The sequence below is a fragment of the Roseinatronobacter sp. NSM genome (genome assembly GCF_052379845.1).
In the GTDB taxonomy this organism is placed as follows: Bacteria; Pseudomonadota; Alphaproteobacteria; order Rhodobacterales; family Rhodobacteraceae; genus Roseinatronobacter.
Window position 1 is genome coordinate 35,277 of record NZ_JBQTCF010000019.1, and the last position, 23,474, is coordinate 58,750.

Genomic DNA, 23,474 nt, shown 5'->3' on the forward strand with positions numbered 1-23,474 from the left:
AAGAACCAACATGTCCAGCCAGCCAGACGCGCGGTATCAGCCCCAGACCCTTGAAGCCAAATGGCAACACGCATGGCACGATGCCGACGTGTTCAAGGCCCGCCGCGACCCCGCGCGCCCGAAATATTATGTGCTGGAAATGTTCCCCTACCCGTCGGGGCGCATTCATATGGGTCATGTGCGCAACTACACGATGGGCGATGTGGTGGCGCGTTACAAATCCGCGCAAGGGTTTTCGGTGCTGCACCCGATGGGGTGGGACGCCTTCGGCATGCCCGCGGAAAACGCCGCAATGGAACAGGGCGGCCACCCCAATGACTGGACCGAGGCCAATATCGAGGTCATGAAGGGGCAGATGAAACCCCTTGGCCTGTCGATTGACTGGTCGCGCGAAATTGCCACCTGCCGGCCAGAGTATTACGGCCAGCAACAGGCAATGTTCCTCGACATGCTGCACGAAGGGCTGGTTTATCGCAAGAACGCCGTGGTGAACTGGGACCCGGTCGACATGACGGTTCTGGCCAATGAACAGGTGATCGACGGCAAGGGCTGGCGGTCAGGCGCCGAGGTGGAACGCCGCGAACTGACGCAGTGGTTTTTCAAGATTTCCGACTATTCCGAAGAATTGCTGTCCGCGCTGGACGGGCTGGAAAACTGGCCGGAAAAAGTGCGCCTGATGCAGCGCAACTGGATTGGCCAGTCGCGCGGGCTGCAATTCGCGTTTTCCACTGTAGATGCGCCTGACGGGTTTGACCGGATCGAGGTGTATACCACCCGCCCCGACACGCTGATGGGCGCATCTTTTGTGGGCGTGTCGCCGGACCACCCGCTGGCCAAACATCTGGAACGCCATAATCCGGACGTGGCCGCTTTCGTGGCGGAGTGTCGCAAGCTGGGCACGACCGAAGAAGCGCTGGAAAAGGCGGAAAAACGCGGGTTCGATACGGGAATTCGTGTGCGCCACCCGTTTGACAATGACTGGGAACTGCCCGTCTATATTGCCAATTTCATCTTGATGGATTACGGCACCGGCGCAATTTTCGGCTGCCCCGCCCATGACCAGCGCGACCTTGATTTTGCCAATAAATACGGGCTGCCGCATCCTGATGTGTTTGCCGCGCTGGACGATGACACGCCGGTTGATACAGTAGCCTTTGTTCCCCCCAGGACCGACAAGGTGCGCTATATCCGCGGGTTCGCGGGCGAAGAGGTGCAGACAGGCGAACAGGCCGTGGACGCAGCCATCGCGTTTTGCGAATCCCAAGGTGTGGGCCACGGTGTCACCAAATACCGCCTGCGCGACTGGGGCCTGTCGCGTCAGCGCTATTGGGGTTGCCCCATTCCGGTGGTCCATTGCCCCGATTGCGGTGTGGTGCCCGAAAAGAAAGAAAACCTGCCCATCGCGCTGCCCTATGATGAAGATGGCACACCTATTGATTTTTCCATCCCCGGCAACCCGCTGGACCGGCACCCGACATGGCGCGATTGCGCCTGCCCGTCCTGTGGCAAACCCGCCAAGCGCGAAACCGACACGATGGACACGTTTGTCGACTCAAGCTGGTATTACGCGCGTTTCACCAGCCCGCAGGCCGACACGCCGACCAATGCCGAGGATGCGGCCTATTGGATGAATGTGGACCAGTATATCGGCGGCATTGAACATGCGATTTTGCACCTGCTGTATTCGCGCTTTTTTGCCCGCGCGATGGTGAAAACCGGCCACCTGCCCGAATCCGCGTCCGAACCGTTCAACGCGCTGTTCACCCAAGGGATGGTGACGCACCAAATCTACGAAGAAAACCCTGAGAAAAACGACAGAGAACTTGCCGCCATCGGAACAGACGAAAGAGATGCCTCGATAAAACTCGAGCGTCTGGTTCCCGGCAAACGTCCAAATCTCGTTCGCTCCGTATACTATTACCCTTCTGAGATCGTAACATTCACGAGTCGTGAAAATGGAGAAGAAAAGGCTGTTGTTAGAAAACGCTTGGAAGCGGCGGGGCGCTCCGAAGACTCCATCGAGAACCTTGAAATGCAGTGGCGGGAAGATTTCTGGAAAGGGATTGGGATAAGTCTCATCCCCTCCGCCAAGATGTCGAAATCCAAGAAGAATGTGGTCGATCCCGTGGCGATTGTCGACGCGTATGGAGCGGACACTGCCCGCTGGTTCGTCATGTCCGACAGCCCGCCCGAACGCGATGTGGAATGGACAAGCGCAGGCGCGGAAGCGGCGTTCAAGCACCTGAACCGCGTCTGGATGCTGTGCGACCGGATTGCCGCCATGCCCGACGGCACGCCCACGGATGCCGACACTGACCTGATGCGCGCCATGCACCGCGCCATTGCCGATATCACCAAATCCATCGAAGGATTCACTTTCAACAAGGCGATTGCCGAACTTTATGCCTTCACCAACACGCTGACGAAATCGCAGGCCAGCGGGGCGGCACAAAAAACCGCTATGCGCACATTGGCGCAATTGATGGCCCCCATGGTGCCGCATCTGGCCGAAGAAATCTGGGCGCATCAGGGCGGCACGGGATTGGTCGCGCAAGCGCCATGGCCACAGGCCGACCCCGCCATGCTGGTGCGCGACACAGTGATCCTGCCCATCCAGATCAATGGCAAACGCCGCAGCGAAATTGCGGTTTCCGCCGATGCCACCAAGGAAGAGGTTGAAAAACTTGCGCTGGCAGATGATGCTGTCATCAAGGCTTTGGCAGGCAGCGCGCCCAAGAAGCTGATCGTGGTGCCGGGGCGAATTGTGAATGTCGTTGTTTGAACGCAGGCAGGTTCTGGGGATGCTGGCGGTTCTGCCGCTGGCTGCATGCGGCTTCACGCCCGCATATGCCCCCGGTGGGGCAGGTCTGGCGCTGCGTGGCCAGGTGCGCGCCGCCGATCCAACTGATTCGCGCGGTTTTGACTTTGTCGCGGCACTTGAAGAACGCCTTGGCCGACCCGCCAGCCCCAGATACGACCTGGATTATGACATTTCCCTATCAGAACGCGGGTCAGCGCGTGTGGCCGGGGTGGGCGAAACGCGGATTTCGGTTATCGGAACTGTCCGCTATGCGCTGACAGACCGTGCCAGTGGGGAAACGGTGTCATCCGGTAGCATTCGCAATTTCACCAATTATTCCACCACATCCACGCAATTGGCCAGTTTGCGCGCGCGCGAAGATGCGGAACGCCGCCTGATGCGTATTCTGGCCGATCAGGTTGCGACGCGGTTGATTGCTGCGCAGGCGGAATGAAGCTTTCCCCCCGTGATTTGGCCAGACTGATTGCCAAGCCTGACCCGGCCCTTGCGGGGGTGCTGATATTTGGTCAGGACGCCATGCGCGTGGCCATGAAGCGCCAGGACCTGATTGCCGCCATCATTGGCCCGCAAGGAGAATCAGAAATGCGGCTGGAACGCATGCAGGGCGCGGAATTGCGCCGCGATGGCGCGCAGTTGCTGGATGCGGTCAAGGCGCAAGGCTTCTTTCCCGGTGCGCGGGTTGCGTTTGTCGAGGATGCGACCGACCTTGCAACCGATGCCATTGCATCGGCGCTGGCGGATTGGCGCGCGGGCGATGCGCAAATCATCGTCACGGCGGGGGGGTTGAAAGCATCGTCCAAGCTGCGCAAACTGTTCGAAGGGGCGCGCATGGCAGGGGCCGTGGCCATCTATGATGACCCGCCAACGCGCGAAGACATTGAAGCGGCCCTGAAAAGCGCGGGCCTGCAACAGGTGGATGCAGACGCCATGCGCGATCTGCTGGCGCTGGCGCGCATGCTGGACCCCGGCGATTTTCGACAGACCGTTGAAAAGATTGCCTTGTATAAGTATGGCGACGCCACGCCCCTGACCCCGGCCGACATTGCCGAAGTTGCGCCGCGCAGCACCGAAGCCGCCGTTGATGACCTGCTGGATGCCGTGGCCGAAGGGCAGGCCATGCAGATTGGCCCCTTGATGGTGCGCTTGCAGGGGCAGGGCGTTGCGCCCGTGACATTGGCCATCATGGCGCTGCGGCATTTCCGCACCTTGCATGTGTTGTGCAGTGACCCCGGCGGCCCCTCGGCGGGAATTCAGCGCATGCGCCCGCCCCTGTTTGGCCCGCGCCGAGACAGGTTTCTGGGGCAGGCAAGCAAATGGGGGCTGGCGCGTCTGGAACGTGCATTGGGCGATATTATTGACGCCGATCTGACCTTGCGTTCAGCGTCAAACGCGCCCAGCATGGCGGTTATGGAGCGCACGCTGATCCGGCTGGCGATGCTGGTGCGGCGCTGATCAGGGGGGTGCGATGTATACAGTCATTGGAAAAGCCAACAGCCGCGCCACCCGCGTGTTATGGATGCTGGAGGAACTGGGCCAAAGCTACGAACATGTGCCCGCCGCCCCCCAATCGGAAGGGGTCGTCAGCTTCAACCCTGCGGGCAAAGTGCCTGTCCTGATAGAAGATGGGACACCAATCACTGATTCAACCGCGATCATCCAGTATCTGGCCGACAAGCACGGTGCGCTGACCTATCCTGCGGGAACGCTGGACCGCGCAAGACAAGACAGCCTGACCCAGTTCTTGCTGGACGAATTTGATGCGGCGCTGTGGATGGCGGCGCGCCACAGTTTCGTCCTGCCTGAACAAATGCGCCAATCCGCGATCAAGGACTCGCTGATCTGGGAATTCACCAACAGTCAGAAAACATTGGTGCATCGCATGGGCGACGGTCCGTTTCTGATGGGCGGGCAAATGACAGTGCCCGATATTATCCTGACGCATTGTGGCATTTGGGCGCGGGTCGCCAAATTTCCGGTCAAAGAGGCGCGTTTGTCAGCTTATCTGCAGCGCATGACAGCGCGCCCCGCCTTGGCAAAGGTTCTGTCCAGGATGGGTTAACCTGTGTCATGTGCAGGGCAATGGGTGCGACATGCGGCAAAGGTCATATTTCAGTGGCGCGCCGAATCTGCCGGATAAGTGCCAAGGATGTTCAGGTAGGATGTGAAGTAACGCAACTCCTCCAACGCGCGTTTCACATTTTCATCCTCGGGATGGCCTTCAATTTCGGCGAAAAACTGGGTCGCGGTGAATGACCCGTTCACCATGTAGCTTTCCAGCTTCACCATATTGACGCCATTGGTCGCAAACCCGCCCATCGCCTTATATAGCGCGGCTGGAATGTTGCGCACCCGAAACAGGAATGCGGTCATCATGCCATGCGCACCGCGGCGGGTGAAATCGGCATCGCGTGCCATGATCAGAAAACGTGTGGTGTTGTTGGGATGGTCTTCGATATGGCGGGCCAGCACGTCCAGCCCGTAAATCTGCGCGGCCATTTCACTGGCCAGCGCTGCGCGCGCGGGGTCGTTATGTTCTGCAATTTCGCGGGCCGCGCGGGCATTGTCGCTGCTGACAACACCTTTGATGTCATGTTTGCGCAAGAATTGCCCGCATTGTGGCAGGATGACGACATGGCCATGCGCTTCGCGCACCTGATCCAGCGTCGCGCCGCGCACGCCCAGCAAATTGACATGCACGCGCACAAACGCTTCATCCACGATGTGCAGGCCGCTTTCGGGCAGCAGGGAATGCACATCGGCCACACGCCCATAGATGGAATTTTCGACCGCGACCATCCCCAGATCGGCACGTCCTTCGCGGACAGCGGCCATTGTGTCATGAAATGTGGTGCAGGGCAGCGGCTCATAGTCCGGCCGTGCGTCTGCACATGCCTGATGCCCATAGGCCCCCAATTCCCCCTGAAATGCGATCTTACCAGCCATGTTTGCGCCCATAGTTCCAAGATTTCGCCCAAAAGGGCATTTAGTCGCGGTAACTACCGCTTGAAAGACCCAAGGGGAAGCGGATAGATAGGCTCAAACTTGCGCAGAACAGGATTGCGATATGTTCGACACAATGGTCATGACCAAAGCCGTTGCCGCATTTTGCGGTGCCTTACTTGTTTTCCTGCTCGGCAACTGGGCTGCGATGGAACTTTATGTGCCGCGCAACGCCAATGCACCGCAAGCCTATGCGATTGACACCGGCGCAGATGAACCCGTGGAAGCTGTTGCCGAACTGACATTTGAGGAAGCGTTTGAAGTGGCTGATGCCGCTGCCGGGGCGCGCCTGTGGTCACAGTGCCGCGCTTGTCATGCGCTGGAGCAGGGGCGCAACGGTGTTGGCCCCTATCTGCACGGTATTGTCAACCGGAACATAGGTGAGGTGGATGGCTTCAACTATTCCGGCGCGCTGGCGCAGGTTGGCGATGTCTGGACCCCTGAAGTGCTTTCAACTTTCATCCAGAATCCCGGCGGCGTTGCCCCAGGAACGACCATGAACTTTCGTGGAATCGCAAGCGTGACGGACCGCGCAAACCTGATTGCCTATATCGAAAGCGAAAGCTGATTTTTATCCTTCCCTATGAATGTGTTGCAGGCCGCCTTGAATAAGGGCGGCCTGTTTGCCTTGTTTAAAGCAAAATCAAATTACCTTGTGGTATGGGCTAATTTCGTCTGCGCTTATCGACAGGGACGCAGAAAAGCTGAATAATGCCAACAAGGCGCGGACAGAAAGCAATAACCGGCCAGCACAGCACGGAGGGTTTTGATGCAGCACAAGGGCAACACGGGTCAGGCGGTCAAGGTGGCGCAAGGGCTGTCCATCCGTCACATTATGCAAGTTTCCGCAGCGGGTTTGTTGCTGGCGGCGCTGTGGGCCAGCCCTGTGCGCCCACAAACAGATGCTGCCGAACCGCAGATAATTTCTGCGCACGGGTATTCGTTCTATGGCGACCTAAGCTACCCGCCAGATTTTGAGCATTTCAACTACGTTAACCCCGACGCGCCCAAAGGGGGCGAAATCTCCATCTCGTGGCAAGGGACGTTTGATTCGATGAATCCGTTCACCCGTGTCGGGCGCGCGGGCTATCTGTCTTCGTCGATGTATGAAAGCCTGTTGGAGACGTCCGAACCTATGGGCGGTGGGGCCGTGCCTGCTGATGTTTATGGCGAAAGCTACGGGTTGCTGGCGCATACTGTCGAATACCCCGAAACCAAGGATTGGGTCATTTTTCATATGCGCCCCGAAGCGCGGTTTTCCGACGGCACGCCGGTAACGGCGCATGACGTGGTGTTTTCGCATAACCTGTTTCTGGAACAGGGCCTGCCCTCCTATGCCCAAGGGGTGGGCGCGCGTGTCATCGGTGCCGAGGTGCTGGATGACCACACAGTAAAATTCACCTTTGCCGAAGGAATTTCGCGCCGTTCGTTGATTGATCAGGTGGGCAGCACGCCGGTATTTTCCCAAAAATGGTATGAAGACACCGGCGCACGGCTGGATGAATCGCGCATGACCATTTCGCCGGGGTCCGGCCCTTATATGCTGGACAGCTATGAGGTGAACCGCCGAATCACCTACAGGCGTAACCCAGACTATTGGGGGCGTGACCTGCCGCAAAACCGCGGGCGGCATAATTTTGACCTGATCCGCGTTGAGTATTTTGCTGATGGTGCCGCCGCGTTCGAGGGGTTCAAAACCGCTGAATACACCTTCCGCGCCGAGAATAACTCGCGCCAATGGGCCACTGGCTACGATTTTCCTGCCCTGACACGCGGCCATGTGGTGCGTGATGAATTGCCCGTCGGCTCGCCGCCCGTGCCCACCGGGTTTGTGTTCAATCTGGGACGTGAATTCCTGCAGGATATGCGCGTGCGCGAAGCGCTTTCGCTGGCGTTCAATTTCGAATGGACAAACCAGACGCTGCAATTCGGGCTGTTCCAGCAACGCGTATCGTTTACCCAAGGAACCCGTCTGCAGGCCGACGGACCACCCGAAGGGCTGGAACTGGAATTGCTGCAATCGCTGGGTGATCTGGTGCCCGAAGACGTGCTGACCCAGCCTGCGCGTATGCCGCATACATCCAGCATGGAACGGCTGGTGGATCGTGGCAATATTCGGCGCGCAACGCGGCTGTTGAATGATGCAGGCTGGAACATTGACGCCAGCGGCGTGCTGCGCAATGACGCGGGCGAACGTATGGTGATCGAAATTCCCGTGTCCAGTGCGGGATCGGCCACAATGGACGCGATTATCGAAACCTTTACGCAGAATTTGCAGCAACTGGGCGTTGATGCGCGGTTCCAGCGTATTGATGCGGCACAGCATACCGACCGGCGCCGCAACCGTGACTATGACATGATCTTTGATCAGTATGGCGCGTTTATGGACACGGGAACCGGGCTGCACCAGCGCTATGGGTCTGAAACGGCTGAATTCAGCCTGTTCAACCCCGCCGGTCTGGCCAGTCCGTTGGTGGATGCCGTGATCGATGCTTCCTTGATGGCCCCCACACCGGAAGACCGCGATGCGGCGTTAATGGCGCTGGACCGTGTTTTGCGCCATGAACTGTTTATTATTCCCGCGTGGTATAATGACACGGCATGGGTGGCCCATTGGGATATTTTCGCCCGCCCCAATGCCGAAACACCGCCCTTTTCCACCGGAGAGCTGGATTTCTGGTGGTTTAACGCCGACCGCGCCGCCGAATTGCGCGCCGCTGGCGCGCTGAGGTAATCATGGGCGCCTATATCGCGCGACGTCTGGCCCTGATCATCCCGACATTGTTCGGGGTGATGGTCATTAACTTCTTTCTGGTGCAATTCGTGCCCGGCGGCCCGATAGAACAGGTGATTGCCCAGATGGAAGGGCAGGGTAATGTTTTCGGGGCGTTTGACGGCGGTGGGTCCGATGTGAATGTCGGCGCAGTCGACAACGAACGCTATACCGGCGCGCGGGGGCTGCCGCCGGAATTCATTGCCCAGCTGGAACGTGAATTCGGGTTCGACAAGCCGCCGCTGGAACGGTTCATGCATATGATGTGGAATTATATGCGGTTTGATTTTGGACAAAGTTATTTCAGGTCCATTTCGGTGGTGGATCTGGTTGTTGAAAAGCTACCTGTATCCATCAGCCTTGGGCTATGGTCCACGCTGATTGCCTATCTGGTGTCCATCCCGCTGGGCATCAGCAAGGCGGTGCGCGACGGGTCGCAGTTTGACAGTTTCACATCGGGACTGATCATCGTGGCCTATGCGATACCGGGGTTCCTGTTTGCCATCTTGTTGTTGGTGTTGTTTGCGGGCGGGTCATACTGGCAGATATTTCCCGCACGCGGGCTGACCTCGCCGCAGGAAGTGTGGGACCAGTTAACCCCGCTGGGCAAGGTGCTGGATTATTTCTGGCACATCACGCTGCCGGTGCTGGCCTCGACCATCTCGGCCTTTGCCACGCTGACGCTGCTGACCAAGAACAGTTTTCTGGAAGAAATCCGCAAGCAATATGTCATAACCGCCCGCGCCAAGGGGCTGATGGAAAGCCGTGTCCTGTATGGGCATGTGTTCCGCAATGCGATGCTGATTGTCATCGCGGGGTTTCCGGCGGTGTTTGTGGGGGTGTTCTTTGGCGGGTCGCTGATAATTGAAACCATCTTCTCGCTGGATGGTCTGGGGCGGCTGGGTTTTGAAGCGGTGGTTGCGCGGGATTATCCTGTCATGTTCGGCACGCTTTTTGTCTTCAGCCTGATCGGGCTGGTTGTGGGGCTGATTTCAGACCTGATGTATGTCTGGATCGACCCGCGCATCGATTTCGAGTCTCGAGAGACATAGATAATGGATCAACGCACAGACAGTTTGGTTCATACGCCACCCGCCCCGCATGAGGGCGCGGTTGGTGAAGCCTTGCCAAAGCGCAGGCGCCGCTTTGGCGTTACTTTGTCGCCGCTGAACCAACGCCGTTGGGCCAATTTCAAGGCCAACCGCCGCGCGTTCTGGTCCCTGATGATTTTGCTGGTGCTGTATGGCCTGTCGTTATTTGCCGAATTTATTGCCAATGACCGGCCTATCATCATCAACTATCGGGGCGGTTATTATTTTCCCATCCATAATTTCTATCCTGAAACCGCCTTTGGTGGCGATTTCAGGACCGAAGCCGTCTACCGCGACACCGAAGTGCAATGCCTGATCCGCACAGGCGGTGCCGAATTGTGCCTTGATGACCCGCGCGACGCGATGGAGCAGGCCGAAACCACCGGCATTGTGGATGGGCAGGAAATTGTCGCGGGCTGGATGGTGTGGCCGCCGATTCCCTATTCCTATAACACGGTCAATGACATTGGCCGCGCCGCCCCGTCCCCGCCCGAAAGCCGCCACTGGCTAGGCACGGACGGGACCGCGCGCGATGTGCTGGCGCGCATTATCTACGGGTTCCGGCTGTCCATTACCTTTGCGTTGGTGGTCACGGCGCTGACATCGGTTATTGGTATTGCTGCGGGGGCGGTGCAGGGGTTTTTCGGCGGCTTGCTGGATTTGCTGTTCCAGCGCGTGATCGAGTTGTGGACATCGGTGCCATCACTTTACATCATCATCATTGTATCTTCGATGTTCATGATGAATTTCTGGCTATTGGTGTTCTTGATGACGCTGTTTGGCTGGACCGGCCTTGTGGGCGTGGTGCGCGCGGAATTCCTGCGCGCGCGGAATTTTGAATATGTCCGCGCCGCGCGTGCGCTGGGTGTGTCGAACGCAACAATCATGTTCCGCCACGTCCTGCCCAATGCCATGGTGGCCACGCTGACATTCCTGCCGTTCATCGTGACAGGGGTTATCGGGTCGCTGGCCGCGCTGGATTTTCTGGGTTTTGGTCTGCCGTCTTCCGCGCCCAGCCTTGGGGAAATGACGCTTCAGGCGAAAAACAACCTGCAAGCGCCGTGGCTGGGGTTCAGTGCCTTCTTTACCTTCGCCATAATGCTGTCGCTGCTGGTGTTCATATTTGAAGGTGTGCGCGATGCCTTTGACCCGCGAAAGACCTTTTCATGACGCGAAGTCTGGTTGTTGAAAACCTGTCCGTGACCTTCATGCAGGCGGGCCACGCCGTCCCTGCAGTGCGTGGGGTGTCGTTTAATGTCGACAAGGGCGAAACCGTTGCCATTGTGGGCGAATCCGGTTCGGGAAAATCCGTTACTGCCTTGTCCACTGTGGGGTTGTTGCCGGATTCCGCGCAGGTCGCGGGGTCCGTCACCTTCAAGGGGCGCGAATTGGTGGGCGCAGATGACAAGGTGCTGCGTCAGGTGCGCGGTAATGATATCAGCTTCATCTTTCAGGAACCGATGACATCGCTGAACCCGCTGCACAGCATAGAAAAGCAAATTACCGAAAGCCTGTCACTGCATCAGGGTCTGTCAGGTGCGGCGGCACGGGCGCGCGTGCTGGAACTGCTGGACAAGGTGGGCATTCGTGACGCTGAAAGCCGCATGTCGGCCTATCCGCACCAGTTGTCGGGCGGGCAGCGCCAGCGCGTAATGATTGCCATGGCGCTGGCCAATGGGCCGGAATTGCTGGTGGCCGATGAACCCACCACCGCGCTGGATGTCACCATTCAGGCCCAGATCCTTGAATTGCTGGTGGATCTGAAGCGCGCCGAAGGCATGAGTCTGTTGTTCATCACCCATGATCTGAACATCGTGCGGCGTTTTGCGGACCGCGTCTGCGTCATGCAGGGTGGCGAGATCGTCGAACAAGGCCCCACTGCGCAGCTTTTTGCGGACCCCCAGCACCCCTATACGCGCAAGCTGTTGGCGGCAGAATCCACCGGCATGCCTGCCCCCGTGCCGGAAAACGCGCCGGAAATCCTGCGAACGGACGGTTTGCGCATCTGGTTTCCCATCCAGCGCGGTTTTTTGCGGCGCACAATTGGGCATGTAAAGGCCGTCAACGAAGCCAGTCTGACGCTGCGCGCGGGCGAAACCCTTGGCGTGGTGGGCGAATCCGGGTCCGGCAAGACAACGCTGGCGCTGGCCATCTTGCGGTTGATTTCCAGCGAAGGGCCGATTGTGTTCAATGGCACCGACATTCAGGGGCGCAAGTTCAAGGATTTGCGCGCGCTGCGGCGGGATTTGCAGATCGTGTTTCAGGACCCGTTCGGCAGCCTGTCGCCGCGCATGACCATTGAACAGATCATTTCCGAAGGGTTGGGCGTGCATGGTGTGCCCACGGGGCGGTCATCGCGCGAACTGGTCGCCGAAATCATGGAAGAAGTGGGCCTGAATCCCGCCACAATGGAACGCTACCCGCATGAATTTTCGGGCGGCCAGCGCCAGCGTATTGCGATTGCGCGCGCCATGATCCTGCGCCCCAAACTGGTGGTTCTGGACGAACCCACATCTGCGCTGGACATGACCGTGCAAGTGCAGATTGTCGACTTGCTGCGCGCCCTGCAACGCAAGTATGGGTTGGCCTATTTGTTCATCAGCCATGATTTGCGCGTTGTGCGCGCCCTATCCCATAAGGTGATGGTCATGAAACAAGGCGATGTGGTCGAAGCAGGTCAGATTGATCAGGTGTTTGACGCGCCACGCCATGACTATACGCGCCAATTGCTGGCGGCCGCGTTTGACATTACGGCCATTGGTGCGGCCTGATAGCGGCAACAGGTGGGGCGCTGATGAAAATCCTTTTCGTGCATCAGAACTTCCCCGGTCAGTTCAGGCATCTTGCCCCGGCCCTTGCGCAGCGCGGGCATAGTGTCATTGCCCTGACGGCAGAACAGAACAGCCGCCAGACCCCGTTGCGGACCTATCGCTACCCCATGCCGGACCCTGCGCCAGACCCGCGCCAGTCGCGCATGGGCACCACCTATACGGCCATGACGGACCGTGCGCACCGCGCCGCGCGTGCGGCGGTACAGTTGCGCGACAATATAGGCTTCAGCCCTGATGTGGTGTTCGGGCATGGTGGTTGGGGGGAAACGCTGTTCCTGCGTGAAATCTGGCCTGACGCCCGCCATTTGACCTATGCGGAATTCTACTATGCCCCCAAGGGGCTGGATGTGGGGTTTGACCCTGAATTCAGCCGCAATGACATCAACGGCCAGTTTGCCGTTGTTGCCCGGCAGGCCCATCTGGCGCTGTCCATGGTGCAGGCTGACGCGGCATTGTCCCCCACCGAATGGCAGGCTGACAGTTTTCCGCCCCCCTTTCGGGACAAGATCACCATCACCCATGATGGTATCGACACAGATTACCTTAGGCCGGACCCCTTGGCGCGCTATCAGGTGCCTGGCGGTCCGTTGCTATATGCTGGCGATGAGGTTCTGACCTTCGTTGCGCGCAATCTGGAACCCTATCGGGGCGCGCATATTTTCTTGCGCTGCTTGCCTGATGTTATGGCCGCGCGACCCGGCGTGCATGTGGTGATTGTGGGCGGGGACGGGGCCAGTTACGGGGCACCCCCCCGGCATGGCAGCTGGAAGGACCAGTTCCTGCGCGAAGTGCAAGGCCGGCTGGACATGTCGCGCGTGCATTTCACCGGGCGCGTGCCCTATGGCGATTTCATGTCGATCATGCGCATAAGTCGTGTGCATGCCTATCTGACAGTGCCCTTCGTGCTGTCATGGTCGCTGCTGGAAGCCATGAGCATGGGTGCCTGTATTGTTGCATCCCGCACCGGCCCCGTTGAGGAAGTGATCACTGATGCCGTTAATGGCCGTCTGGTCGATTTTTTTGATGTAGACCGCTGGTCGGAAATGCTGGTGGATGCGCTGGAAGCACCCCACCGCTATGACCGCATGCGCGAGGCGGCGCGCCGCACGATTGTTGAAAATTACGACCTGAAGCGCGTTTGCCTGCCGCGCCTTGTCAGGTTTGTGGAAGGGGACTGACCACAAACGCAGCCACCCTTCCAGGGCCATCATACGGCCGAGCTGTGGCCTGTCTTTGCCATGGCGTATTCGTCAAAAATGGTGGCAATCATCCGGGTCAGGGGGCGTCCTTCTGTCGGAATTTCCAGCCCCGCTGCCGTGCGTTTGACGAATGCGCCGTATTTCAGAACGGCCAGATCAAAAATCTGGTTCAGTTCTGCAGGGTCCGCGCCCAGCCCCTTGACCAATTCGTCGCGGTTGATGGCGAAATCGCACATCAGCGCTTCGATTGCGCGCCCGCGCCATATGTCGGCAGGCGTGAAGACATGCCCGCGCGCGGTGGCGAACTGGCCTGCATGCACGGATTTTTTCCAATCTGCCGTTGCAGGGGCATTCTGCGCAAACCCTTGCGGAAAGCGCGAAATCGACGATGCGCCCAGCCCGATCAACACCGGGGAGGTGTCATCAGTATAGCCTTGGAAATTCCGGCGCAGGGTTCCGGCTGCGGCGGCCTTGGCCATGCTGTCATGGGGGCGCGCAAAATGGTCGATGCCAATTTCATCATACCCGTCCCACATAAACAGGCGGCGTGCGGTGTCGAACAGGTCCAGACGCTCTTCGGGGCGGGGCAGGGTTTCTGACGGGATCATCTGCTGACGCCGCGCCATCCATGGCACATGCGCATAGCCATACAGCGCCACGCGGTCGGGGTTCAGCGACAGAAGTTTTTGCACCGAATCTGCAATCCGCGTTGGTGTTTGGTGCGGCAGACCATACAGGATATCCGCGTTCAGGCTGACAATGCCGCGCGCGCGCAACCCGTCGACAGCGGCTTTCGTAATCTCGAAGCTTTGGTCGCGGCCAATGATTTTCTGGATTTCGGGGTCGAAATCCTGCACCCCGATGGACGCGCGGTTCATCCCTGCTTCGGCCAAGGCGTCAAGGCGGGCATCATCGATTTCATTCGGGTCAATCTCAACCGAGAATTCGCCACCTTCGGCCATTGGCGCAATATCGAACACCAGTGCGGCAAGGTCACGCATTTGCGCTGCGGGCATAAGTGTTGGTGTGCCCCCGCCCCAATGCAACCGTGACAGGCGCACCCCGTCGGGCAATATTGCGCGCAGCAGTTCCAGTTCTAAGCGCAACGAATCAATATAGGCCAGAACAGGTGCATCGCTGCTGGTCCCTTGGGTGCGGCATGCGCAGAACCAGCACAACCTGCGACAGAACGGCACATGCAGATAAAGCGAAATCTCGCTTCCTGCGGGGATTTGCTGAATCCAGCTGGCTATTGTGCTGCCGCGCAGATCAGATGAGAACTGCGGCGCCGTCGGATAGCTTGTATACCGCGGCACGCGCGCGTCAAACAGGCCAAGCTTACTAAGTTGCGAAATATAAGACATGTGTGTAAGGTATACTTGGCACATGGCAAAACTCTTTGATGTAGATCAACCAGCATGACGCGCGTTACACCAAAAATTCAGGCTGCCGGGCATGATTGCGCGGCGTGCCCCATTCGACACCGCGCCGTTTGTGCACGGTGCGAGGCTGACGAACTGCAGGTTCTTGAGCAAATCAAGTATTATCGCAGCTTTGAGGCCGGTCAAACCGTTGTCTGGGCGGGGGATACAATGGATTTTGTCGCGTCTGTCGTGACCGGCATTGCCACGCTTAGTCAGACCATGGAAGACGGGCGCCGCCAGATGGTCGGGCTTTTGTTGCCATCGGATTTTGCCGGTCGGCCCGGACGGGCAACGTCCGCCTATGATGTGACGGCAGCCACCGATCTGGTGATGTGCTGTTTTCGCCGTAAACCGTTTGAAAGCCTGATGCTCAGCACGCCGCATATCGGGCAGCGCCTGCTGGAAATGACGCTGGACGAACTGGACGCAGCGCGCGAATGGATGCTGCTGCTTGGGCGCAAGACTGCCCGCGAAAAAATTGCCAGCCTGCTGTGTATCATTGCCCGGCGGGATGCATCGCTGCAACTTAGCCAGACACAAGGGGAGCTGCGTTTTGACCTGCCCCTGACGCGCGAGGCGATGTCAGAATATCTGGGTCTGACGCTGGAAACCGTCAGCCGTCAAATGTCCAGCCTGCGCCGCGAAGGGTTGATTCTGACCGAAGGCAAGCGCCATATCATCATTCCGGATTTTGACCGTCTTCTGGAAGAAACAGGTGACGATTCCGATGGTGGCTTTCTGGTTTGACGGGCAGGGTGCCGTCTTGTCGTGACGGTCATGGAATAAACACATTTCTTGCGCTGTATAGCCACCAAAGCGTTTTCTAACCCCGTATATGTGTTGCAGTTTCGGGGGGATCAATGTTCGACTGGGATAAGGATTATGATGATCTGGTCGTCATTGGCGGGCAGGTCGCGGCAACGACTGATGGTGTTCTGGCGCAGGATAATGCATGGTTGGGCCGTTTCGCGCGGTTATGCGCCATTTTCTGCCTTGCAGTGATCAGCTTCTATCCCAGTCATACAGAAACCGCGTCTGGTCAGGTGGTAAGTTTCGCGGCGCCCGGCACCCACAGGAATGACATGCCCCTGCCGGAAGGTTTGCAAACCTACACGGTCGTGGAAACGCAAACCTTCCTGAATGGTATTGCGGCGCTTGGAAACGCTGACTTGCGGGCCTATGCCAGTATTACGGCCCAAGACCTTGATCATGCCGCAGGCACACGCACTGCAGGGTTCTTTCAGGACGCGATGATCATGATTGAATTCGAAATGGCCCGGCGGGGAATGGCCGCGCATCCAAGCCCCGCATTCTAGAGTGTGTCGCGTTCATTCGCATTCACACCACACACTCTAACTTATTGATTTCGCAGATTCGAGAAGCGCAAAACTGGTTCCCACTTTTGCGCAACACGCTTTAATGTGCCAAAAACACGGCGCAAGGTGTGTCCTCCAGCATGTCGCGCGTCGCACCGCCAAGGATAGCTTCGCGCAGGCGTGAGCGCCCATATGCCCCCATTACCAGCAAATCCGCTGACTGGTCCTGCAGGTGTCTGCGCAGAATATCGCTGGTGCGCGGCAGGGCACGTGCCAGAACCGACACATCGGCCTGAACCCCGTGGCGCACCAACATCTGGGCCAGCAGGCCGCCCGGATCGGACCGTTCGGCACCGTGGGACGGCGGGTCAATGATAACCATATTGACAAGATCGGCCTGTGTCATGATTGGCAGGGCTGCGCGCGCGGCATGCAGGGCCTCGTCACTTTGGTTCCAGGCCAGAACCACCTTGTTGAAATCCGGCAGCTTGGCCCCCGGTTTCGGCAGCACCAGCACGGGGGCATCCCCTTCGAACAATGCGGATTCCACGATCACTTCGTCTTGTGGGCCGCGGCCCGCGCCATAAGGCAGCGGCAGGACCACCAGATCAGAGAACCGCGCCTTCAGCCCGACATAGGAAGCAATGCCGCCCAAGGACAACACGGCGCTGTCAGTGCTCCAGCGTATGTCGCAGCTGCGCAGGACATCGCGCGCCTTGTCTTGCAGCGTATCGGCGGTTGCCTTGGCGGCATCTATGGAATCCTGATAGATGATTGCAGGCGCACCAGCGTAGAATCCCATGCTTTGCGTGGTGTCAACGCCAAGGCAGCACACTTCCAGATGGGCGTCAAAGCGCTGCGCAAGCTCGGCGGCAGAGTGTAACAGCGCCGCAAGGCCCGTTTCGCCAGCAATGAACGTGACCAAGGACTTGTAGGACATCATGAGCTCCTTTCTTGAACTGTGCCGTGAAGGTCAGTTTGATGTTTCGCGCATACAGGCGTAAAATCACACTCCTGACGCTGCAGTGCCGCGCCGCACATCGTCTGAACCCCCAAGCATCCGGGCGTTCCAGTTGCACCATGCCTGAGGATGTGCACTTAAACATTGATCTGACGCAAATAATTCAATTGCGAAATTTGACCTGAATCAAAGTCCTTGCCACCGGCCCGTGACAAAACGCACCATGCAAAACTGTCCGTGTTATATGTAATAAGATAGCAGGATGATAATAAGGGACGCAGATCATGTGGGATTACTTGAAGCTTGTTGTATTGGGGGTGGTCGTGGTTGTCGCTGCGATTGCTGCCAGTATGGCACGCGATTTGCCTTATTTGGTCCATATGCTGGTGATCATGCTTGCCGCAGCAATCACCTTCATGTGGTTAATTCGCCGTGTCGGGGAACCGGCCATTGTTGCGAATCCTAACGAATATATGGATGGGCCTGTTCGTTTTGGCGTAGTCGCAACGGCGTTTTGGGGCGTTGTGGGCTTTTTGGTCGGTGTTGTCATCGCATTTCAGTTGGCATGGCCAGACCTGAACTTCCAATGGGCACAAGGGTATTTGAATTTTGGGCGTCTGCGTCCGCTGCACACCTCGGCGGTGATTTTTGCCTTCGGGGGCAATGCGCTTATTGCGACTGCGTTCTATGTTGTTCAGCGCACCTCGGCCTCGCGGCTGTGGGGCGGCGGTCTGGCGTGGTTCGTGTTCTGGGGCTATCAGATCTTCATCGTCATGGCTGCAACAGGCTATGTGCTGGGGTCCAGCCAGGGCAATGAATATGCCGAACCCGAATGGTTGACAGACTTGTGGCTGACCATTGTTTGGGTGGCGTTCCTTGCGGTTTACATGGGCACGGTCATCAACCGGCGTGAACCGCATATCTATGTCGCCAACTGGTTCTACATTGCGTTCATTGTGACCGTTGCAATGCTGCACCTTGTCAACAACGCTGCGATTCCCGTTTCGGCATTCGGGTCGAAATCTGTTCCTGTGTGGTCTGGCGTTCAGTCCGCCATGATCCAGTGGTGGTATGGCCATAACGCTGTGGGATTTTTCCTGACAGCGGGCTTTCTGGGTATGATGTATTACTTCATTCCCAAGCAGGCGGAACGTCCGGTTTACAGCTACAAACTATCGATCATGCATTTCTGGGCGCTGATCTTCCTGTATATCTGGGCCGGCCCGCACCATCTACATTACACTGCGCTGCCTGACTGGGCGCAGACATTGGGCATGACCTTTTCGATCATGCTGTGGATGCCAAGCTGGGGCGGCATGATCAATGGTCTGATGACGCTTTCGGGCGCGTGGGACAAGCTGCGCACGGATCCAATTATCCGCATGATGGTGGTGGCCGTGGGTTTCTACGGGATGGCCACGTTTGAGGGGCCGATGATGTCCATCAAGGCCGTGAACAGCCTGTCGCATTATACCGACTGGACCATTGGCCATGTGCATTCCGGCGCGCTGGGCTGGAACGGTATGATCACCTTCGGCGCGCTGTATTATCTGGTGCCGAAACTGTGGCAGCGCGAGGGGCTGTATAGCCTGCGGCTGGTCAGCTGGCACTTCTGGTTGGCGACCATCGGGATCGTTCTTTATGCGGCGTCCATGTGGGTGACCGGCATCATGGAAGGTCTGATGTGGCGTGAAGTCGATGCGCAAGGTTTCCTTGTCAATTCCTTCGCGGACACAGTTGCGGCCAAGTTCCCGATGTATGTGGTGCGGGGTCTGGGCGGAACGCTGTTCCTGCTGGGCGCGATCATCATGTGCTACAACCTGTGGAAAACTGTGACGAGCACGGCGGCAAGACAGCCCGCCCGTGCCGCTGCAGTGCCCGCTGAATAACCGAGGGCGCTAGAATGGGACTTCTTGATCACCATAAGAAAATCGAAACGCATGCAACACTTTTGCTGGTGCTGTCGTTTCTGGTCGTGACCATCGGGGGCATTGTTCAGATTGTGCCACTGTTCTATCTGGACAACACCATCGAAAAGGTTGAAGGCATGCGCCCCTATGCGCCGCTGGAAATCGCGGGCCGCGAGATTTATTTGCGCGAAGGGTGCTATGTGTGCCACAGCCAGATGATCCGCCCCATGCGTGACGAGGTGGAACGTTACGGTCATTACAGCCTTGCGGCGGAATCGATGTATGACCATCCGTTCCAATGGGGGTCCAAACGGACAGGGCCGGACCTGGCCCGTCTGGGCGGGCGCTATTCGGATGACTGGCATGTTCAGCACATGATCAACCCGCGCGACGTCGTGCCCGAATCCATCATGCCGTCCTATGGCTACATGCTGGATCGCACACTGGACCGGTCGGATGCCGAACATGTGCGCGATATCATGGCGGTCTATCGCACGCTGGGGCACCCCTACACCGAAGACATGATGGAAAACGCGGTCGGTGACTTCTTCGCGCAAGCCGAAGATTTCGGGGATGCAGCTGTTCTGGACCGCTATCCGGGCGCACAACAGCGCAATTTCGACGGGCAGGCGCAAGTCACCGAAATGGACGCCATCATTGCCTACATGCAGATGCTGGGAACCTTGGTCGATTTCGACACATTTGTTCCAGTAGCCAATCGCTAAGGGGGAAGGGACATGGAAACATATACTTTTCTGCGTGCGTTTGCCGATAGCTGGCATTTGCTGTTCATGTTTTGCTTCTTCATCGGGGTGTTTTTGTTCATCCTGCGCCCCGGTTCAAGGAAGGTTCATGATGAAACCGCGAACATGATTTTCCGAAATGATGACAAGCCGGCAGGGGACGACAGCGCCCCCCGCGCAGCGCGTCACGTCGAACCGAAAGAGGCCCGCTGATGGCTGACAATTCCGAAAACAAGGTCACACCTGCCTCTCGGCAATATCCTGATCCGGGCAGAAAGCTGAAAGACGATGTTGCGACCACGGGTCACAGCTGGGACGGGATTGAAGAATACGACAACCCCATGCCGCGTTGGTGGGTCTGGATATTCATCATTACCATTATCTGGTCGGTCGGCTATTGGCTTGCCTATCCGGCATGGCCGGGTATCAAATCCTCGACGGCGGGTTTGTTGGGCTATTCCTCCCGCGCCAATGTTGTCGCCGAGATTGATGAGTTCGAGGCCCGCAACGAGCAGTTCTTCGTTCAGCTTGTTGATACCGATCTGGAAGACCTGCGCGACAATGACGATTTGCACCGATTTGCAGTGAATGCCGGTGCGGCGGTGTTTCGTGCGCAATGTTCGCAATGCCACGGCAGTGGTGGTGCAGGTGTTCAGGCCGCCGGTTACCCGAACCTGCTGGATGATGACTGGCTGTGGGGCGGCACCTATGATGATATCTTGACAACGGTGACATGGGGTATCCGCAACGAAGACCATGCTGATGCGCGTTGGTCGGAAATGCCCGCTTTTGGTCGTGACGGTCTGCTGGATGATCCCGAGATTGACCAGATCGTGAATCACGTTCTGTCCTTGTCGGGGTCCGACCATGACGCGCAACTTGCGTCAGCGGGCGCAGAGTTGTTTGAAATAAACTGTGCATCCTGCCACGGGGATGGCGGCGAGGGGGATTATTTCCTTGGTGCGCCCGCGCTGAACAATCAGGTCTGGCTGTATGGTGGGTCGTTTGATGCCATTCGCGAAACGGTCTATTATTCGCGCTTCGGTGTGATGCCCGGGTTTGAAAACCGCCTGCGCGAAGCTGAAATCCGCGCAGTTGCGGCTTATGTCCACCAACTGGGCGGCGGACAGTAACGCTGGCATGGTTGGAAATGAACAGGCCCTTGCGCAAGCAGGGGCCTGTTCCGTTTTCAGGGGCAATCCTGACCTTGCGACATCCTGTCGCCTGTTGCTCGGGGCCAGGAAGTATTTGATCTGCATCAATGCTGCGCGCCGGATTTATGGCAAAGCTCACCCAAGCCCTGGTCTGCAGGGCTGCGTCGGCCTTCGTTCCTGTTCGCGCGTGTTACTGAAGGCCGACGCTACCTCATTCCCCCGCAAAAACAATGTGGTGCTGCGTCAAATTGTCAAAAGATGCATTGCGGAAGTGTTTTTTGATTCAAGTCAAGGTTTGTTCTGGTGGCGCATGTGATCACCATATCAGCCATTAGCCGGAGCAGGATATGAGTGCCCCAGACCAGACCCCGCCGCCCCTGTATGCCAAACGCGAACCCATTTTCCCGCGCCGCGTAAGCGGCAGCTTCCGCACGATGAAGTGGTGGCTTCTGGCGGTCATGCTGGGAATCTACTATCTGGTTCCGTGGATTCGCTGGGACCGCGGCGCGGAAATGCCCAATCAGGCCGTGTTGCTGGACCTTGCCAACCGGCGCTTCTTTTTCTTCATGATCGAAATCTGGCCGCATGAATTCTACTTCGTGGCGGGCCTGCTGATCATGGCGGGGATCGGGTTGTTCCTGTTTACGTCTGCCTTGGGGCGGGTCTGGTGTGGGTATGCCTGCCCGCAAACTGTGTGGACGGACCTGTTCATACTGGTCGAACGCTGGGTAGAAGGGGACCGCAACGCCCGCCTGCGCTTGCACCGCAAGGGCTGGGATTTTGAGAAGCTTCGCAAATATGGCCTGAAATGGGTGTTGTGGTTCCTGATCGGCATGGCAACCGGCGGCGCGTGGGTGTTCTATTTCGCGGATGCGCCCACCTTGTTCGTTGATCTGTTCACCGGACAGGCCAGCATGATTGCCTATCTGACAGTTCTTATCCTGACGATGACGACCTTTCTGTTTGGCGGTTTTTTCCGGGAACAGATTTGCATTTATGCGTGCCCATGGCCGCGCATTCAGGCCGCGATGATGGACGAGGACACGCTGACAATCGGGTATCGTGACTGGCGCGGCGAACCGCGTGGGAAACTGAAGAAGGGCCAGCTTGATCCGGGACAGGGCGACTGCATTGATTGTATGGCATGTGTGAATGTCTGCCCCATGGGAATCGATATTCGGGACGGGCAGCAGATGGAATGCATCACCTGCGGGTTGTGCATTGATGCCTGCGATGAAGTGATGGACCGTATCGGCAAGCCGCGCGGGCTGGTCGCCTATATGGCCCTGTCCGACGAGATTGCAGAACGCGAAGGCAAGAACGCCAAGTCCGTGTGGAAACATGTGTTCCGCCCGCGCACCGTGCTTTATACCGCGATTTGGGGGGTTATTGGCATAGGGCTGGTCGTGGCGCTGTTCATCCGCGCCGATCTGGACATGAGCGTTTCACCGATCCGCAACCCCACCCATATTGTGTTGTCTGACGGTACGGTGCGCAATGTTTATGACATACGGCTGCGCAACATGTATCATGAACCCCGCGAATTTGTGTTGTCGGTGACGGAAAACCCCGATCTGGCCCTGTCAATCGAAGGTGAAGACAGCACAGCAGTAACTGTTGGCCCCGATGAGATGGCCTTGTTGCGCGTCTATCTGACCGCCGCGCCTGACACGTCATCGGCTAGCGCGGACCGTCGGCCAGCGCGCATTTGGGCAACCCTGTCGGGGACATCGGAACGTGTCTATTCCGACACAACATTCAACGGGAGGAACCAATGACACAAACAGCACCCAAGGGGTTCCGCATGACGGGCACCAAAGTTCTGGTAATTTGCCTTTCGGCATTCGGGGTTATTCTTGCCGCGAACCTGACGCTGGCGTTCAATGCGGTCAATACCTTCCCGGGGTTGGAAGTGGACAATTCCTATGTGGCCAGCCAGAATTTCAACGCAGAACTGGCTGCGCAGCTGTCGCTGGGCTGGGATGTGAAGGCAAGCGTGGAAGACGGGGCCTTGAAGCTGGCCATTACCGATGCGCAGGGCGCGCCCGTCCAAGTGGCCTATCTTGATGCGGTTGTGGGGGCGGCCACGCATGTGCGCGCCGATCAGACCCCCGATTTCCGCTTTGTGGACGGGGCTTACCGTGCGCCGGTGGAAATTGGGCCGGGCAACTGGAATATTCGTATGCATGCGGTCGCGGCTGACGGCACAGAATTTCGCCAGCGTGTGGTGTTGCACGTCCGCTAGGGTGGC

Annotated in this window: 22 protein-coding genes; 19 read left to right on the forward strand and 3 right to left on the reverse strand. The window is 58.0% G+C overall.

The window, feature by feature from the left end; all coding sequences use genetic code 11:
- Positions 1 to 10: 10 nt before the first annotated feature.
- From leuS to ACTZWY_RS11555, 4 genes are read left to right on the forward strand one after another with little or no spacing between them, the layout of a single operon-like run.
- Positions 11 to 2,782, forward strand: coding sequence for a leucine--tRNA ligase (leuS, locus tag ACTZWY_RS11540; protein ID WP_444790862.1), 2,772 nt, complete (start codon positions 11 to 13; stop codon positions 2,780 to 2,782).
- Positions 2,769 to 3,254 (forward strand): LPS assembly lipoprotein LptE, encoded by a 486-nt coding sequence (gene lptE / locus ACTZWY_RS11545; protein ID WP_444790863.1) that lies wholly within the window; start codon positions 2,769 to 2,771, stop codon positions 3,252 to 3,254. The genes leuS and lptE overlap by 14 nt, the downstream gene beginning before the upstream one ends.
- On the forward strand, positions 3,251 to 4,273 hold the full coding sequence (gene holA / locus ACTZWY_RS11550) for a DNA polymerase III subunit delta (RefSeq protein WP_444790864.1): 1,023 nt from the start codon (positions 3,251 to 3,253) through the stop codon (positions 4,271 to 4,273). The genes lptE and holA overlap by 4 nt, the downstream gene beginning before the upstream one ends.
- 13 nt (positions 4,274 to 4,286) lie before the next feature.
- Positions 4,287 to 4,880 carry a glutathione S-transferase family protein gene (locus ACTZWY_RS11555; protein WP_444790865.1) on the forward strand — a complete coding sequence of 198 codons (594 nt, stop codon included), beginning with the start codon at positions 4,287 to 4,289 and terminating at the stop codon, positions 4,878 to 4,880.
- 50 nt (positions 4,881 to 4,930) lie between these two features.
- Here ACTZWY_RS11555 and ACTZWY_RS11560 read toward each other — a convergent pair whose 3' ends face one another.
- The gene (locus ACTZWY_RS11560) at positions 4,931 to 5,764 is read right to left on the reverse strand and encodes a prephenate dehydratase (protein ID WP_444790866.1); all 834 of its coding nucleotides are present in this window, start codon (positions 5,762 to 5,764) and stop codon (positions 4,931 to 4,933) included.
- Between the two features lie 121 nt (positions 5,765 to 5,885).
- Between ACTZWY_RS11560 and ACTZWY_RS11565 the strand changes: the two genes are divergently transcribed.
- The 6 genes from ACTZWY_RS11565 to ACTZWY_RS11590 all read left to right on the forward strand — a co-directional run bounded on the left by ACTZWY_RS11565 (position 5,886) and on the right by ACTZWY_RS11590 (position 13,694).
- Positions 5,886 to 6,389: a c-type cytochrome gene (locus tag ACTZWY_RS11565; RefSeq protein WP_444790867.1), complete on the forward strand. Its 504-nt coding sequence runs from the start codon at positions 5,886 to 5,888 to the stop codon at positions 6,387 to 6,389.
- A gap of 267 nt (positions 6,390 to 6,656) precedes the next feature.
- Positions 6,657 to 8,555, forward strand: a complete 1,899-nt coding sequence (locus ACTZWY_RS11570) for an extracellular solute-binding protein (RefSeq protein WP_444790900.1) — start codon at positions 6,657 to 6,659, stop codon at positions 8,553 to 8,555.
- A 2-nt stretch (positions 8,556 to 8,557) separates the two neighbouring features.
- Entirely contained in the window at positions 8,558 to 9,646 is a 1,089-nt protein-coding gene (locus ACTZWY_RS11575) for a microcin C ABC transporter permease YejB (RefSeq protein WP_444790868.1), read from the forward strand.
- A 3-nt stretch (positions 9,647 to 9,649) separates the two neighbouring features.
- A complete protein-coding gene (locus ACTZWY_RS11580; RefSeq protein ID WP_444790869.1) occupies positions 9,650 to 10,855 on the forward strand; it encodes an ABC transporter permease in 1,206 nt (401 codons plus the stop codon).
- Positions 10,852 to 12,456 (forward strand): ABC transporter ATP-binding protein, encoded by a 1,605-nt coding sequence (locus tag ACTZWY_RS11585; RefSeq protein ID WP_444790870.1) that lies wholly within the window; start codon positions 10,852 to 10,854, stop codon positions 12,454 to 12,456. The genes ACTZWY_RS11580 and ACTZWY_RS11585 overlap by 4 nt, the downstream gene beginning before the upstream one ends.
- Positions 12,457 to 12,479: 23 nt before the next feature.
- A complete protein-coding gene (locus tag ACTZWY_RS11590; RefSeq protein WP_444790871.1) occupies positions 12,480 to 13,694 on the forward strand; it encodes a glycosyltransferase in 1,215 nt (404 codons plus the stop codon).
- 29 nt (positions 13,695 to 13,723) lie between these two features.
- Here ACTZWY_RS11590 and hemN read toward each other — a convergent pair whose 3' ends face one another.
- Entirely contained in the window at positions 13,724 to 15,079 is a 1,356-nt protein-coding gene (gene hemN / locus ACTZWY_RS11595; protein WP_444790872.1) for an oxygen-independent coproporphyrinogen III oxidase, read from the reverse strand.
- Between the two features lie 54 nt (positions 15,080 to 15,133).
- Between hemN and fnrL the strand changes: the two genes are divergently transcribed.
- Complete coding sequence (gene fnrL / locus ACTZWY_RS11600) at positions 15,134 to 15,886, forward strand: transcriptional regulator FnrL (RefSeq protein ID WP_444790873.1); 753 nt, start codon at positions 15,134 to 15,136, stop codon at positions 15,884 to 15,886.
- Between the two features lie 113 nt (positions 15,887 to 15,999).
- The gene (locus ACTZWY_RS11605) at positions 16,000 to 16,455 is read left to right on the forward strand and encodes a hypothetical protein (protein WP_444790874.1); all 456 of its coding nucleotides are present in this window, start codon (positions 16,000 to 16,002) and stop codon (positions 16,453 to 16,455) included.
- A 100-nt stretch (positions 16,456 to 16,555) separates the two neighbouring features.
- Here the strand turns inward: ACTZWY_RS11605 and ACTZWY_RS11610 are convergent, their stop codons facing one another.
- The gene (locus ACTZWY_RS11610; RefSeq protein WP_444790875.1) at positions 16,556 to 17,398 is read right to left on the reverse strand and encodes a universal stress protein; all 843 of its coding nucleotides are present in this window, start codon (positions 17,396 to 17,398) and stop codon (positions 16,556 to 16,558) included.
- Between the two features lie 302 nt (positions 17,399 to 17,700).
- Between ACTZWY_RS11610 and ccoN the strand changes: the two genes are divergently transcribed.
- From ccoN to ACTZWY_RS11645, 7 genes are read left to right on the forward strand one after another with little or no spacing between them, the layout of a single operon-like run.
- Positions 17,701 to 19,305, forward strand: a complete 1,605-nt coding sequence (ccoN, locus tag ACTZWY_RS11615; RefSeq protein WP_444790876.1) for a cytochrome-c oxidase, cbb3-type subunit I — start codon at positions 17,701 to 17,703, stop codon at positions 19,303 to 19,305.
- A 14-nt stretch (positions 19,306 to 19,319) separates the two neighbouring features.
- Positions 19,320 to 20,051, forward strand: coding sequence for a cytochrome-c oxidase, cbb3-type subunit II (gene ccoO / locus ACTZWY_RS11620; protein WP_444790877.1), 732 nt, complete (start codon positions 19,320 to 19,322; stop codon positions 20,049 to 20,051).
- 12 nt (positions 20,052 to 20,063) lie between these two features.
- Complete coding sequence (locus ACTZWY_RS11625; protein ID WP_444790878.1) at positions 20,064 to 20,282, forward strand: cbb3-type cytochrome c oxidase subunit 3; 219 nt, start codon at positions 20,064 to 20,066, stop codon at positions 20,280 to 20,282.
- Positions 20,282 to 21,202, forward strand: coding sequence for a cytochrome-c oxidase, cbb3-type subunit III (gene ccoP, locus ACTZWY_RS11630; protein WP_444790879.1), 921 nt, complete (start codon positions 20,282 to 20,284; stop codon positions 21,200 to 21,202). Before ACTZWY_RS11625 ends, ccoP begins: the two co-directional genes overlap by 1 nt.
- 7 nt (positions 21,203 to 21,209) lie before the next feature.
- Positions 21,210 to 21,539: a hypothetical protein gene (locus ACTZWY_RS11635; RefSeq protein WP_444790880.1), complete on the forward strand. Its 330-nt coding sequence runs from the start codon at positions 21,210 to 21,212 to the stop codon at positions 21,537 to 21,539.
- Positions 21,540 to 21,570: 31 nt separating this feature from the next.
- Positions 21,571 to 23,001 (forward strand): cytochrome c oxidase accessory protein CcoG, encoded by a 1,431-nt coding sequence (gene ccoG / locus ACTZWY_RS11640; protein WP_444790881.1) that lies wholly within the window; start codon positions 21,571 to 21,573, stop codon positions 22,999 to 23,001.
- Positions 22,998 to 23,468, forward strand: a complete 471-nt coding sequence (locus ACTZWY_RS11645) for a FixH family protein (protein ID WP_444790882.1) — start codon at positions 22,998 to 23,000, stop codon at positions 23,466 to 23,468. Before ccoG ends, ACTZWY_RS11645 begins: the two co-directional genes overlap by 4 nt.
- Positions 23,469 to 23,474 lie beyond the last annotated feature (6 nt).